Origin of the sequence: Streptomyces vilmorinianum (assembly GCF_005517195.1) — a bacterium.
In the GTDB taxonomy this organism is placed as follows: Bacteria; Actinomycetota; Actinomycetes; order Streptomycetales; family Streptomycetaceae; genus Streptomyces; species Streptomyces vilmorinianum.
The window spans coordinates 7,080,831-7,094,594 of the sequence record NZ_CP040244.1; the positions used below are offsets into that span (position 1 = coordinate 7,080,831).

Sequence of the window (13,764 nt, forward strand, 5' to 3'; positions counted from 1 at the left end):
CAATTCATTGGACTTGAGGTCCAGAATAATGCACCCAGCCCATGGGCGCCCATCTTCACGCTACGAGTCACCGCGCGGCGCGTGAAATGCCGATTGGGCTGCGCTTATGCTCCGGACGCATGAGTCGCACGAGCATCGAGCTCCGCCACCTCCGCTGTTTCCTCGCCATCGCCGAGGAAGGCAACGTGACCCGGGCCGCGGCCCGGCTCCACCTCACCCAGCCCGCCGCCTCCCGCACGCTCGCCGCCCTGGAGAAACACCTCGGCGTCCGGCTCGTCGACCGCACCACCCACCACCTCTCCCTCACCCCCGAGGGCCGCGCCTTCCACGACCGGGCGGTGGCGGCCGTCGCCGCCTTCGACGCGGCCCTGGACCCGGAACGGCTGCGCCACCGGCCGCTGCGGCTCGGCCACGCGTGGTCGGCGTTCGGCCCGTACACCACTCCCCTGCTACGGCGCTGGCAGCGCGAGCACCCCGAGACCCCGCTGGAGCTCCTGCGCGTCGACGACCGCACGGCCGGTCTCGTATGGGGCGAGGTGGACGCGGCGCTGCTGCGGGGGCCGGTGGACGCGCCGGGCCTCGCGACGGCGGAGCTCACGACCGAGACCCGGGTGGCGGCGGTCCCGGCGGACAGCGACCTCGCGGCCCGCGCGTCCCTGACGCTGGCGGACCTGGCCACGCAGACGATCGTCCTGAACACGGTCTCCGGCACGACGACCCTCGACCTCTGGCCCCCGCACACCCGCCCGTCCGCCACGCTCACGGTCGCCAACACCGACGACTGGCTCACGGCGATCGCGGCGGCCCGCGGCGTCGGCGTCTCCTCCGCCTCCACGGCCGCGATGCACCCCCACCCGGGCGTCACCTACCGCCCCCTCCCCGACGCCCCACCCCTCCACGTGGTCCTCGCCTGGCGCGACACCTCCCCCCACCCGGCGACGGACCTGCTGGTGGCCCTGGCCCGTGAGATCACGCGGGACGAGTGAGGGACCGGGCCGGAGGAGTGCACGCCTCCCCCGCCCGCCGCGCTCAGGCGCGGCGGGCCTCGCCGGTGATGAGGGAGAGGGTCGCGGCTCCGGCGAGGAGCGTGCCCGGGATCGCCAGGGCCGAGCGCTGGTCGGACTCGCGGACGCGCAGGTACTCGTCCCGGCCCACGTCGGCCCAGCCCCGCTTGCCCTGCGCCGTCACGAAGACCTGGTAGCGGCCGTCGCGGATCTGTGCGTCCTGGCCGCGGACCTCCTCGCCGCGCACCATGTTCACCGCGATTCCCGCGCCGAGCAGGAGCGCGAGCGTCAGCTGCACCCAGCCCGGCAGGCAGCGGAAGGCCGGCCACTGCTCCTCCTTCGGCACCACGAAGCCGCGCACGATCGCGACGCCGAAGAGCGGAAAGGTCGCGGCGAGGCCCACCCCCATCAACACCCCCGCGCCGGGCAGCGGCAGGGGGCCCGGCAGGAGGGTGAGGGCGGCGGTCAGCACCATCAAGGCGCCCAGACCGCCCGCGATACCGGCGTGCACGAGGAAGCTCCGTCTCATGGGCCCCACTCTCGTCGGCCCGCCGGCCCCGCACATTGCCCGCGCCCGGCAACGTTCCCGGCCGCCCGCCTCAGTGGCCCGCGAGGCGCTCCGCCAGCACCTCCACCAGGTGCCGCGCCCGCCGGTCCGTCAGGTGCGCCACCTGCGTGCGGCAGGAGAAGCCGTCCGCGAGCACCACCGCCTCCGGGTCCGCGTCCCGCAGCGCCGGAAGCAGTTGGTCCTCCGCGCAGGCCACCGACACCTCGTAGTGGCCGGGCTCGAACCCGAAGTTGCCCGCCAGGCCGCAGCAGCCGCCGCTCAGTTCGCCCGCCAGGCCCGCTCGTTCCCGCAGCCGGCGCTCGGCCGCGTCGCCCAGGACCGCGTGCTGGTGGCAGTGGGTCTGGCCGACGGCCGGGCGGTCGACACGCGGCGGCTCCCACTCCGGCGCGAACTCCTCCAAGGCCTGCGCGAACGTCCGTACCGAGGACGCAAGCCGCGCCGCCCGCGGGTCGTCCGCGAGCAGCTCCGGCAGGTCCGTCCTCAGCGTCGCCGCGCACGAGGGCTCCAGGACCACCACCGGATGCCCCGGCTCCCGCACCGCGTCCATCACGTCCAGCGTCCTGCGCATCATCGTGCGCGCCCGGTCGAGCTGGCCCGTCGAGACGTACGTCAGCCCACAGCACACCCGCCCCGGCGGCAGCCCCACCCGCACCCCGGCCGCCTCCAGGACCCGGACCGCCGACCGGCCGACCTGCGGCGCCAGATGGTTGGTGAAGGTGTCCGGCCACAGCAGGACGTCGGAGACCGTCTCCAGGCGCGTGCCGAACCACGACACGAACGTCCGGGACGCGACCCGCGGCAGCTCCCGCTCCGGGGTCACGCCCACGAAACGGGAGGGCAGCGCCCGGCCCAGGTTCAGCGCCGGCCCGAACAGGCGCAGCCACTGCGGCAGCCGGCCCATCGTCACGTGCGACCACGGCCGCCGCCTGCCCTCGTAGTGGCGGTCGAGGAACTCCGCCTTGTACGCGGCCATGTCCACGCCCACGGGACAGTCGCTCCGGCACCCCTTGCACGACAGGCACAGGTCGAGCGCCTCCATGACCTCCTCCGAGCGCCAGCCGTCCGTGATCACCTCGCCCAGCGCCATCTCGTGGAGCAGCCGCGCCCTGCCCCGCGTCGAGTGCTTCTCCTCCCCGGTCGCGCGGTACGACGGGCACATCACCCCCGGACCCGTACTCGGCCCCTCCACCCGGCACTTGGCGACCCCCACGCACCGGGCCGCCTCCGGCACCGAACCCAGGCCCTTGAACCGCAGGTTCTTGTCGAGCTTCCCCGGCCGCACCAGCATCCCCGGGTTCAGACCCCGCTCCGGGTCCCACACGTCCTTGACCTCCCCGAAGAGGCCAACCAGCTCCGTGCCGTACATCTTCGGCAGCAGCTCCGCCCGCGCCTGCCCGTCCCCGTGCTCCCCCGACAGCGAGCCCCCGTGTGCCACCACCAGGTCCGCCACGGCCTCCGAGAAGCGCCGGAAGTGCCCCACCCCCTTCGGCGTGTACAGGTCGAAGTCGATACGGACGTGGACGCAGCCGTCGCCGAAGTGGCCGTACGGCGACCCTCGCAGCCCGTACTCCTTCAGCAGCCTGCGGAACTCGCGCAGGTACGAACCCAGCCGCGCCGGCGGCACCGCGCAGTCCTCCCACCCCGGCCAGGCCTCCGCCCCGTCGGGCATCCTCGTCGCCGTGCCCGCCGCGTCCTCCCGTACCCGCCACAGCGCCCGCTGCCCGGCCGGGTCCGTCACGACCGTCGCGTCCAGCGCGTCCGCTCCCCGCATGAGGGACCGCGCCGCGCCCTCCCCGTCCGTCTCGACGAAGAGCCACGCCCCGCCCCTCGGGAGCAGCTCCCGCGCGCTGTCACGCACGAGGTCGGACGCCATCCCCTCCACCGTCAGCGGCCCGTACGCCAGCAGCCCCGCCGCCGCGTCCGCCGCCGCGCTCTCGTCCGCGTACCCGAGAACGGCCAGGACCGGCGCGGCGGGCAGCGGGACCAGCCGTACGGTCGCCTCCGTCAGCACCCCCAGCGTGCTCTCGCTGCCGCAGTACGAGCGCGCCACGTCCGCGTCCCGCTCGGGCAGCAACGCGTCGAGCGCGTAGCCGGAGATCCGGCGCGGCAGGCCGGGCGGATAGCCGGTGCGCAGCGCCGCCAGGTTCCGCCCGACCAGCTCCCGCAGCCCGGCCGGCGCGCCCTGCCAGTCCTGCCCGAGGCGGAGCCGCTCGCCCCCGTACGTCAGGACGTCGAGCGAGGTCACGTTGTCGGCGGTCGTGCCCCAGGCCACGGAGTGCGCCCCGCACGCGTTGTTGCCGATCATGCCGCCGAGGGTGCAGCGGCTGCGCGTCGACGGATCGGGGCCGAAGGTCAGTCCGTACGGGCGCACCGCGTCGCGCAGCCGGTCCAGGACCACACCCGGCTGGACGACGGCCGTTCGTGCCTCGGCGTCGACGGACACGATCGCGCGCATGTGGCGGGTGAAGTCGAGCACGACGCCCGTGCCGGTCGCCTGCCCGGCGATCGACGTGCCGGCGCCCCGCGCCACCACCGGTACTCCGTTCGAGCGGCAGACCGACAGTGCCGCCGCCACGTCCGTGGCGTCCCGGGGGGCGACCACGCCCACCGGCACGCGCCGGTAGTTGGACGCGTCCATCGTCATCAGGGCCCTCGCCGAGGTGCCGAAGTCGACGTCTCCTGCCACGGCCGCGCGCAGCGCCGCCTCCAGCTCCGACCGTTCGTGGTGTTTTCGCACGAGGTCAGGATGTCTCACCCGTCGTCTCATCCGGCGGACATCGTCCGCCGCGGCTCCTGCGACCGGATACGCTCCGCCTCGTGGCTGAGATCCGGATTCCCGCTGACATCAAGCCCGCCGACGGCCGTTTCGGCGCGGGCCCCTCCAAGGTGCGTACGGAGGCGCTGGACGCCCTGGCCGCCACCGGCACTTCCCTCCTCGGCACGTCCCACCGCCAGGCTCCGGTCAAGAACCTGGTCGGCGAGGTACGGGCCGGCGTGCGTGACCTCTTCTCGCTGCCCGAGGGCTACGAGGTGATCCTGGGCAACGGCGGCTCCACCGCCTTCTGGGACATCGCGACCCACGGGCTCATCGAGTCGAAGTCCCAGCACCTCACCTTCGGCGAGTTCTCCTCCAAGTTCGCGAAGGCCGCGAAGCTGGCCCCCTGGCTGGCCGAGCCGACCGTGATCTCCTCCGACCCGGGCACCCACCCGGAGCCGCGGGCCGAGGCGGGCGTCGACGTGTACGCGTACACGCACAACGAGACCTCCACGGGTGTCGCGGCCCCGGTCAAGCGGGTCGCGGGCGCCGACGAGGGCGCGCTGGTCCTGGTCGACGCGACCTCCGGCGCGGGCGGCCTGCCGGTCGACATCACCGAGTCGGACGTCTACTACTTCGCCCCGCAGAAGTCCTTCGCCGCCGAGGGCGGTCTGTGGCTGGCGGCCTTCTCCCCGGCCGCCCTGGAGCGCGCCGCCCGCATCCACGCGTCGGGCCGCCACATCCCGGAGTTCTTCTCCCTGCCGACGGCGATCGACAACTCGCTGAAGAACCAGACGTACAACACCCCGGCCCTGTCGACCCTCTTCCTGCTCAACGAGCAGCTGAAGTGGATCAACGGCCAGGGCGGTCTGGACTGGGCCGTGGCCCGTACGAAGGAGTCCTCCCGGAACCTGTACGGCTGGGCCGAGGAGTCCAAGTACGCGACGCCGTTCGTGTCCGACCCGGCCAAGCGCTCGCAGGTCATCGGCACGATCGACTTCTCGGACGAGGTCGACGCGGCGGCGGTCGCCAAGGTGCTGCGCGCCAACGGCATCGTGGACACCGAGCCGTACCGCAAGCTGGGCCGCAACCAGCTCCGGATCGCGATGTTCCCGGCGATCGACCCGGCGGACGTGCAGGCGCTGACGGCCTGCGTCGACTACGTGATCGAGAAGCTGTAACCGCTGTACGTACGAAGGGCCCGGCATCGGACATGGTCGATGCCGGGCCCTTTCGTTCTCACGCGCTCACGGGCTCACGGGCGGCGCAGGAGGCGCTTGCCGCCGATGACGAGGGCGGTGGCGACGGCGAGGACGACGATCCCCAGGCCGAAGCCGCCGGTGTCGCCGTCGGCGGGCGCGGCGCCGGACGGCTCGGACGGGGCCTTGCTGCCACCGCCCTGCGACGGCGGCGGCGTCGAAGCCCGGTCCTTGTCGACCTCCACCCGTACGACCCGGCTCTGCTTGCCCTCCGAGCCGAACATCAGCGCCGAGCCGTCCTCGGTGTACGTCACCGACTCGGCCTGCCCCTGGAACGGCGCCCCCACGGACTCGCCGTCGTCCCCCAGGCGGCCGTCCTTCCACGCGTACGCCCTGGCGCTGAAGTAGCCGCGCAGGACGAGCGTGCCGCCGTCCGGCGAGAAGGCGCCGTCCGTCACCCACGGCACGTCGTCGACGCGCCGGAAGACGTTCGTGCCCGTGGACGAGAGGCGCTCCGGGCCCGCGTACAGGCCGCCGGTGTCCTCGTTCTTGCTGGCGATGTACACGCGGCCGGTCTTCGGATGGACCATCAGGGCCTCGGCGTTGCGCGGGCCGTCGGCGTACTTCACGACGTACTGCTTCGCGCGGACCGTCTGGTCCTTGAGCTGCTTCGGCTCGGGGAAGCGGTAGATCCAGACGTGGTCCCAGGTGCCGTCGCGGTTGTCGCCGATGTCGCCGACGTAGATGTCGCCGTCCGGGCCGACGGAGATGGCCTCCATGTCGCGGGGTGTGCCGACCCCGCTCATGGTGAGGGTGGCGACGGTCTCGCCGGTGCGGGAGTCGATGCCGTAGATCAGCGGCTGGTCCTGGTCGTTGTGCGTCCAGTAGACGCCGGGGTGGGCGTGGCTGGCCGCGAGACCGCTGGACTCGGTGATCCGGGAGTCCTTGATCGTGAAGTCCTCGTCGGCCGGTCCGGCGGCCGACGCCGTGCCGGCGCCCGTCGTGAGCAGGACGAGAGCCGCCGCACCGAAGACGCACAGAGCAGATCGCATGCGATCAAGCCTGCCATGGGTGCCGGTGAAGCCGTCCCCGGACGCTGATCGCGCCCGGGGACGACTCCTCCGCTACGGACGTCAGCCGCAGGTGGTCCCCGCCGCGGCGGCGAACTGCCGCTTCACGCCCGGCTTCGCGGACTTCAGCTCCGCGGCCAGCACGTCGGCGGCCTGGCCGTCGAGCCGCTCCTCCAGGACCGCGGCGGTGGCGTCCAGACCGAGGGGCGAGACCGGGGCCGGCGCCTTCTGGGCCTTGGCGACCTTCTGCGTACCGCCCTCGAACTCGCCGTTGCCGATGATGCCCGCGTCGTACGGGATCTCGGAACCGGCGCCGAGGCCGCGCCAGCGTGCGGGCTCCGGGGTGTCTCCCGGCGAGCACCTGGCCTCCTCCCACACCATCGCCATGATGTAGGTGTGTCCGGGCTCCACCCGGGGGCGCTCGTGGAGGGCCATCTTCCGGGGCGCGTCGACCTTGCCGTCGGTGAACTGCCAGCCCGTGGCGTTGTAGTCCCAGGTCTTGGGCGCGGCCTTGGGGGCCCCGGCGCGGGACCAGAGCACCTTGTCGATCTTCAGGGTGACCTGGCGTCCGATGACGCCCTCGCCCCGCTCGACCTCGGCGCGGCTCGCCGGAACGCGCCGCTCGGAGACGGCGGAGACCACGACGACGTGGTCGGCGTAGGTGACCCAGTCGGTGGCGGTCTCGCTGGGCAGGTGGTCGCTGGCCTCGGCGAGGAGGACGGAGCCGGCCTGGCTCTTCGCCCCGAGCTCCGTCGGCGCGCCCGCTCCGTTCGACCCGCTGAGCAGGGTCGCGGTCACCAGGGCCGCGGCCAGGGACGTCGCCCCGACGGCTGCGATACGTGTACGGCGTCTCACGGTTCCCCCTTAGAAGACGGAGTTGATGTTGTCCCGGTTGTTGGAGCCGAGCCCCGTCCCGGAGCTGACGGGGGTCACCATGCAGCCCAGGGCGGTGTTGGTGTTGGAGAGCGCCGGGGACGCCTGGGCGCCGTGCAGCAGTCCGATGGCGTGGCCTGTCTCGTGGCAGGAGAGACCGCGCGTGTAGTGGCCGTTGCCCCGGATGCGGACGTACTGCTGGTCGCACCCGTAACTGCTGCCGTCGACGGCGTCGTTGCACCAGGTGACGCCGTCCGAGCTGTCGGAGAGGTTGGTGGACCCCTCCTGGTAGATGATGTCGGTCTCGGCCGACCCGCTGAACGTGGGCGACGAGTCGTAGGAGATGGTCAGGTCGGTGGGCGCGTAGTCGTTGGTCATGGTGCTCCGGACCGCGTCGCGGTCGGGGGTCTCCAGCTCGTACTCGCCGCTGCTGTCCATGTAGTACGTCACGGTGGCGTTGTCCGTGCGGCAGGTGACCCGGCCGTCACCGCCGTCCGGGTCGTTGTGGCACGTACCGGTGTTGTTCGCGGTGGGATGGATGTTGTCGGTGACGGCGGCCCATGCCACGCCGGCACCGACGCCTATCGCCATGGCGCTGGCGAAGGCCACAAGTCCCGCCGCCCGACGGCGGTTTCCCTTGCCCGTGGATCTCTGCACGGCTTCCCTTCCTCGTGCGGTCAGTGTCACTTCGGTGATCTGTTGCACGCGGGAAATAGTGCACGAGTTCACCTCGCCGCACACGCCAATTCATCAGCCAGGGCGGTCAGTTGGCCGAGAAGGACGGAAGGATCGCGAAGGAGCGACCGCAAAGAGGTGACATGAGGTGATCTTCGGTACCGGGCCGCCCATGTGGTCATGAATGCGTCATGAATGCGTCAAGAAGGGATGGAGTCGCCGTGTCCGGGATCACGTCGCCGGGCCTCGGCGCTCTCGTCGCTCTCGGCGATGATGAGCGTCATGCGTTTTATGTTCGTCGGCGACAGCATGACCATCGGACGCGCCGGCGACTTCACCTGGCGCTACCGCATGTGGCAGCACCTGGAATCCACCCTCGGCGGCGGCCGGTACGAGATCGTCGGCCCGCGCAGCGAGCTGTACGACACCGCCGCCGACGCGCCCCTGTCGCACGCCTACGCCGACCCGGACTTCCCCGCACCCGCCCGGCGCCATCTGGCCGGCTGGGGCGAGGGCTGGCTGCACATGGCGCCGCTGATCGGCGAGGCGGTGACGGCCACCGGGGCGGACGTCCTGCTGGTCTCCCTCGGCCTGATCGATCTCGGCTTCTACACCAACAGCGACCAGACCGCCGAGAACGTCCGCGCCTTCACGGCCGCCGCCCGCGCGGCGAACCCGCGCGTCAAGGCCGTCCTGATGCCGGTCATCCCCAACATCCGGGCCGAGTACGACGCCCCCTTCGCCGATGAGTGCGAGCGCTTCAACGAGCTGCTCGCGAAGGCGGTCGCGGACCTGGACACGGCCGCGTCGCCCCTGCTGCTCGCGACGACACCGGAGTCGTACGACATCCATACGGACACCTACGACGGCACCCACCCCGGCCCGACCGGCGAACAGAAGCTGGCGGGCGCCTTCGCCGACGCGATGCACCAGGCGTGGGGCGTGGGCGGCACGTACACGCCGACGCCGAGCGCCTGAGCCTTGACCTCCACGCCCCGGTGGCGTGTTGTCGCCACCCGCGTGTCGGCGCCGCCGTGCGTATCGTTGGAGTGCGCGGCTGCCCGCACTCGAGCGGCAGCCGGGGAGGAGCGCCACGATGACTGCCGTAGACGACAGGATCGAGATGGCCGAGACCAGCGGTGAGCGGCCGACCTTGGACGAGATGTTCGAGGCTCTGGAGCGTATGCCCGTCCCCGAGGGATACAGGGTCGAGATCGTCGAAGGGGACGTCTTCATGACACCGCAGCGGAGCACTCACTGGGAGATCATCCGGGAGATCCTCTGGGCGCTTGGAGACAAGTTCGGCCGCAGGGCCCGCGTGTTCTCCGACGTACGCATCGACTTCCCGGGCGGGGAGAACGGCTTCTGCCCCGACGTGGCGAAGCTCAGCGACGAAGCCGTTCCGGACAGTCGGGGGCACTGGGACCACGCCGATGTCGAGTTCGTCGCCGAAGTCATCTCCAAGGGCACCGCCCGCAACGACTACGAGCCCAAGAAGGCCGCCTACGCGACCGCCGAAGTGCCCGTCTACCTGATCGCCGACCCCTACCAGGGCAGGTGCCACGTCTATACGGAGCCGAAGGACGGGCAGTACGTCAGCGAACTCGTCGTCGACTTCGGCGCGGACCTGGACCTCTCCCGCACGCCCCTCGGCCTCGTCCTCAAGACCGACGGGTTCCCCCGTGAGTGACCGCCGCTCGCGACCCCCTACGTGATCACCAGGCGAAGGCCTCCGGCGACGGACCCGTGCCGGGGAAGATCTCGTCCAGAGCGGTCAGCACCTCGTCGCTCAGCTCCAGCTCCAGGGCGCGCAAGGCGCTGTCCAGCTGCTCCACCGTGCGCGGACCGACGATCGGGCCGGTGACCCCGGGCCTGGTCAGCAGCCACGCCAGGGCCGTCTCGCCCGGCTCCAGGCCGTGCTTGTCGAGCAGGTCCTCGTACGCCTGGACCTGCGCCCGCACCGCCGTGCTGGCCAGCGCGTCGGCCGACCGGCCGGATGCCCGCCGTCCGCCCTGGGCCTCCTTCTTGATGACCCCGCCCAGCAGCCCGCCGTGCAGCGGGGACCAGGGGATGACCCCGAGTCCGTACTCCTGCGCGGCCGGGAGGACCTCCATCTCGGCGCGCCGCTCGGCGAGGTTGTAGAGGCACTGCTCGCTGACGAGCCCGACCATCCCGCGCCGGGCGGCGGTCTCGTTGGCCTGGGCGATCTTGTAGCCGGGGAAGTTGGAGGACCCGGCGTAGAGGATCTTGCCCTGCTGGATCAGGACGTCGACCGCCTGCCAGATCTCCTCGAAGGGGGTCCGCCGGTCGATGTGGTGGAACTGGTACAGGTCGATGTAGTCCGTCCGCAGCCGCTTGAGGGAGGCGTCGACGGCCCGCCGGATGTTCAGCGCCGACAGCCGGTCCTCGTTGGGCCAGGTCTCGCTCCGGCGTGACATGGAGCCGTAGACCTTGGTCGCGAGGACCGTCTTCTCACGCCGGCCGCCGCCCTGGGCGAACCAGGTGCCGATGATCTCTTCGGTACGGCCCTTGTTCTCGCCCCACCCGTAGACGTTGGCGGTGTCCACGAAGTTCAGGCCCGCGTCGAGCGCGGCGTCCAGGATGCCGTGACTGGTCGGTTCGTCTGTCTGCGGACCGAAGTTCATCGTGCCGACGACGAGTCGGCTGACCTTGAGTCCGGTGCGTCCGAGCTGCGTGTACTTCATGGACCACAAGCCAACTGCTTCGAGTCCACTCCAGGCAAGAGCCGCCCACCTCCTCCCATCGCGTCACGCCTCCGGGGCCGGGCCCGACGTGGCGCCTGCCCGGGACACCACGCGCGGCAGCAGGGCCTCGGCGGTGGTGTCCATGTGCAGCTGGATCAGGCGATGCGGGAAGAAGTATCCGCTGTCCGTGCGGAAGAGGAGGATGCGCTGCTCGGCGGTGTGCAGGAAGCGCCGGTAGCGGAACGGGGTGCGCCCCCGGTGGGCGAGGACCGCGCGGATCGTCCAGTGGCGTACGACCGCCAGGCCTCCGTAGCGGAAGGCCCGCACCACGGCGAACAGCATGCCCAGCAGGGCGGCGACGAAGGCGGCGGCGCGCAGGTCGCGGTCGGGTGAGGCCAGGCCGATGAGCGTGGTCAGGCACACGGCGGCCACGACCAGGCCCGCGAACCCGTGGACCAGGGAGAAGCGGACCGTCCGACGGATGCCCTCGTTGGGACGGGGGCGCCGGTCCTGGAGCGAGGGTTCGAACTGGTTGCCGACGATGTAGACCAGGCCCAGCATGAGCGCCGCGACCGGGGCGATCCACTCCGGGTCCGGGGAGAGCAGGTGGACGACGTAGCCCACCAGGCTTTCGACGGCGATCCACACGCAGACGGACAGCGCGAAACGCTGTACGTCGAACCGGCCCGGTGAGATCGCGCGCTCGCGCCGCCGCCAGGTCCACCGCATCTGCTCCACGGGTGAGAACACGTCGGTGAGGGTGCCCTCGATCTGTGTGGCCATGACCCACAGGTAGGCGAGTCCCACCACGATGGTTCCCGGGGTGACCAGGTCGACGCCCGTCAGCAGCAGAAGGAACAGGATGACCAACATCGTCGGGCCGTTGTCCCTCATGGGGACCAGCAGGGCACCGCGCTCCCTCCTGTCGGCCCTGCCCCCGCCCTCCGGGGTCCGCAGAAAATGCTCCTCCGACCTGTACGCCTGCGCCGCGGTGTTGCACACCATGGCCAGGGCCACCACCGCGGCGCTCGACACGCTGGTGTGCAGCACCCCGGCCCGGTCGGCCACCGCCACCCACAGCACGGGGACCCCGAGGCCGAAGGACGCCATGGCCACGGTCGGGACGACCCGCGGCAGCGTCCGCTCCCTGCGCGACAGCCAGCTCAGGTCCAACCGGTCCAGGTACAGGACGTGCTCCCCGCGTTCGGTGAGCGTCCGCGCCAGCCAGGTCAGCCAGGCGAGTGTCCGCTCAGGAGCCGTGTCCGGCAGCGGGCGCCCACGCCGCAGGCACTCCCGTATGTAGGAGTCGAAGATCCGGCTGCGGCGGTCGGCGAGGCTGCCCCGCAGGCGCAGGTCGTCCGCCGACCGGTTGCCGTAGGTGATGCGGATGACGTTGAGCATCATCGGCGACTGCAGCAGCGGCCACAGGTCCGGGTCCTCCTCCAGCGCCGCGTGCACGTCGGCGAGGGCCGCCTTGTCGGCGTTGAGGAAGGCCTGGACGTCCTGCCGGGTGGGCGGCTGGATCTCCACGTAACGCAGCGCGCACAGGCTGCGGGCGAGACGGCGCAGATCGCCCTCGTCCGTACGGCAGCCGACGGCCATGCCCGGGCAGAGCTCGCGCAGACGCAGCAACTCCCTGACGCAGGTGGGCCGATCCGCCTCCGGGACCTCGTCCAGGCCGTCCAGCACCGGGAGCAGCAGGTGCTCGTCCAGCCAACTGCGCACGAGCACCGCCGAGACCCCACGGAAGGCGTTGTTCATCTCCGCGGCCAGCCATTCCTCGATCGGCTCGCCGCGGTAGCCGTCGAGGCGCAGGTACACCGGAATGTACGGGGGTTCGCTCTCGTCCTCGCCCGCGAGGGCCTCCTCGGCCAGCCGGTGGGCGAGCCGGGCGAGCTGTGTGGTCTTGCCCATGCCCGGCCTGCCGAGGACCACGAGTTCGTCCATGGCTCCGTAGAGCGCGCGGACGCTGCTCACCGAGGTCGGCACCGGCACGGGCTCGGCCCGCCGCTGTCTCCTGCCCCGACGCCTGCTCCCGGAGTCGTCCTCCCCCGGCTCGGCGAGGATCACGAACCGCGGCTCGAGGTAGTGGTGGGTCTCGGCGCGCCCGAAGTCGGCCGCCGCCCTGTTCATGACCTGTTTGACGAGCCTGCGCCGCATCCGCACGGCGGCCTTGTCCCTGCGGGCCCGGACCGGCCAGGCGAACACGGCGGCCACCCACGCGAGGGTGGCCCGCACGAACCTGCGGAGGGGGTAGCGGCGGAGTTCCGTGCCGGGAGACGACAGGGGTTCTTCCGTCCCGCCGGTCTCAGGGGTCTCCTCCTCGACCCCGGGAAGCGGCAGGGGCGGCGGCTCCACGTCGGCGGCCGGCTCCTGCTGCGCCGCGGCCCTGTGCCAGCGCGGCTCCCACTCGCGGGGATCCCCGCGCAGCACCGTGACCATCGAGAGGAACGCGGTCAGCTCCGGACGCCTCTTGCCGGAGAACGACTCCGAGACGTAGGAGGTGCTGAGATGGGCCGCTCTGCCCAGGGCCGTGACCGTGGGGCGTTCGGCCGGGGCCAGCCCTTCGTAGAGCTCGTCGTACACGAGGCGCATGAGCGCCGCCCAGGACCGCTTCTCCGGTGCGGCCGCCGCCGGGTCGGGGCGCTGGGGGCCCTTCGGTCGGAAGCCTCCAGGTCCTGCCATTCGCTCTCCTCGTTCGTGGCCCGTTCATTGGCTTTCACTCATTCACCGCTGCCGGAAGTCCCTGGTCGGCGCCGTGCGGCGGGCGTAGAAACGTGGTCGGCGGGAGTTGCCGCCGGCCGAGTCGCCGGGGCCCGCCGTCTCTGCCCGAAGCACCATCTTGGCCAGCCGAGCGGCGCTTGTACGGCCAACGGCGGGGTTCGGGGCATTCGTTGGTGGATCCGCCGGAGCCG

The 13,764-nt window shown here is 71.9% G+C and carries 11 protein-coding genes; 4 read left to right on the plus strand and 7 right to left on the minus strand.

All coding sequences use genetic code 11. The annotated features are described in order from the left end of the window. The first annotated feature begins 86 nt into the window (after positions 1 to 86). Positions 87 to 986 (plus strand): LysR family transcriptional regulator, encoded by a 900-nt coding sequence (locus tag FDM97_RS32945; protein ID WP_137994136.1) that lies wholly within the window; start codon positions 87 to 89, stop codon positions 984 to 986. Positions 987 to 1,029: 43 nt separating this feature from the next. On the opposite strand, the gene FDM97_RS32950 is transcribed toward FDM97_RS32945, so the two are convergent. Further along, complete coding sequence (locus FDM97_RS32950) at positions 1,030 to 1,533, minus strand: hypothetical protein (RefSeq protein WP_137994137.1); 504 nt, start codon at positions 1,531 to 1,533, stop codon at positions 1,030 to 1,032. 70 nt (positions 1,534 to 1,603) lie between these two features. Continuing rightward, positions 1,604 to 4,339, minus strand: a complete 2,736-nt coding sequence (locus FDM97_RS32955; RefSeq protein ID WP_137994138.1) for an FAD-binding and (Fe-S)-binding domain-containing protein — start codon at positions 4,337 to 4,339, stop codon at positions 1,604 to 1,606. Between the two features lie 50 nt (positions 4,340 to 4,389). Here FDM97_RS32955 and serC point away from each other — a divergent pair, with 50 nt between their 5' ends. Next, a complete protein-coding gene (gene serC / locus FDM97_RS32960; protein WP_137994139.1) occupies positions 4,390 to 5,508 on the plus strand; it encodes a phosphoserine transaminase in 1,119 nt (372 codons plus the stop codon). A gap of 74 nt (positions 5,509 to 5,582) precedes the next feature. Here serC and FDM97_RS32965 read toward each other — a convergent pair whose 3' ends face one another. From FDM97_RS32965 to FDM97_RS32975, 3 genes are all read right to left on the minus strand, one after another. Next, the gene (locus FDM97_RS32965) at positions 5,583 to 6,578 is read right to left on the minus strand and encodes a WD40 repeat domain-containing protein (protein ID WP_137994140.1); all 996 of its coding nucleotides are present in this window, start codon (positions 6,576 to 6,578) and stop codon (positions 5,583 to 5,585) included. Between the two features lie 81 nt (positions 6,579 to 6,659). After that, complete coding sequence (locus FDM97_RS32970; RefSeq protein WP_137994141.1) at positions 6,660 to 7,451, minus strand: hypothetical protein; 792 nt, start codon at positions 7,449 to 7,451, stop codon at positions 6,660 to 6,662. A 9-nt stretch (positions 7,452 to 7,460) separates the two neighbouring features. After that, a complete protein-coding gene (locus tag FDM97_RS32975) occupies positions 7,461 to 8,126 on the minus strand; it encodes a hypothetical protein (protein WP_254705834.1) in 666 nt (221 codons plus the stop codon). A 300-nt stretch (positions 8,127 to 8,426) separates the two neighbouring features. Here FDM97_RS32975 and FDM97_RS32980 point away from each other — a divergent pair, with 300 nt between their 5' ends. After that, positions 8,427 to 9,122 (plus strand): GDSL-type esterase/lipase family protein, encoded by a 696-nt coding sequence (locus tag FDM97_RS32980; RefSeq protein ID WP_137994142.1) that lies wholly within the window; start codon positions 8,427 to 8,429, stop codon positions 9,120 to 9,122. Positions 9,123 to 9,240: 118 nt separating this feature from the next. Beyond that, complete coding sequence (locus FDM97_RS32985; RefSeq protein ID WP_137994143.1) at positions 9,241 to 9,834, plus strand: Uma2 family endonuclease; 594 nt, start codon at positions 9,241 to 9,243, stop codon at positions 9,832 to 9,834. A 25-nt stretch (positions 9,835 to 9,859) separates the two neighbouring features. Here FDM97_RS32985 and FDM97_RS32990 read toward each other — a convergent pair whose 3' ends face one another. Together FDM97_RS32990 and FDM97_RS32995 are read right to left on the minus strand one after the other, a co-directional pair. Continuing rightward, complete coding sequence (locus tag FDM97_RS32990; protein WP_137994144.1) at positions 9,860 to 10,849, minus strand: aldo/keto reductase; 990 nt, start codon at positions 10,847 to 10,849, stop codon at positions 9,860 to 9,862. Between the two features lie 63 nt (positions 10,850 to 10,912). Next, positions 10,913 to 13,534: an NACHT domain-containing protein gene (locus FDM97_RS32995; RefSeq protein WP_137994145.1), complete on the minus strand. Its 2,622-nt coding sequence runs from the start codon at positions 13,532 to 13,534 to the stop codon at positions 10,913 to 10,915. Between the last annotated feature and the right edge of the window lie 230 nt (positions 13,535 to 13,764).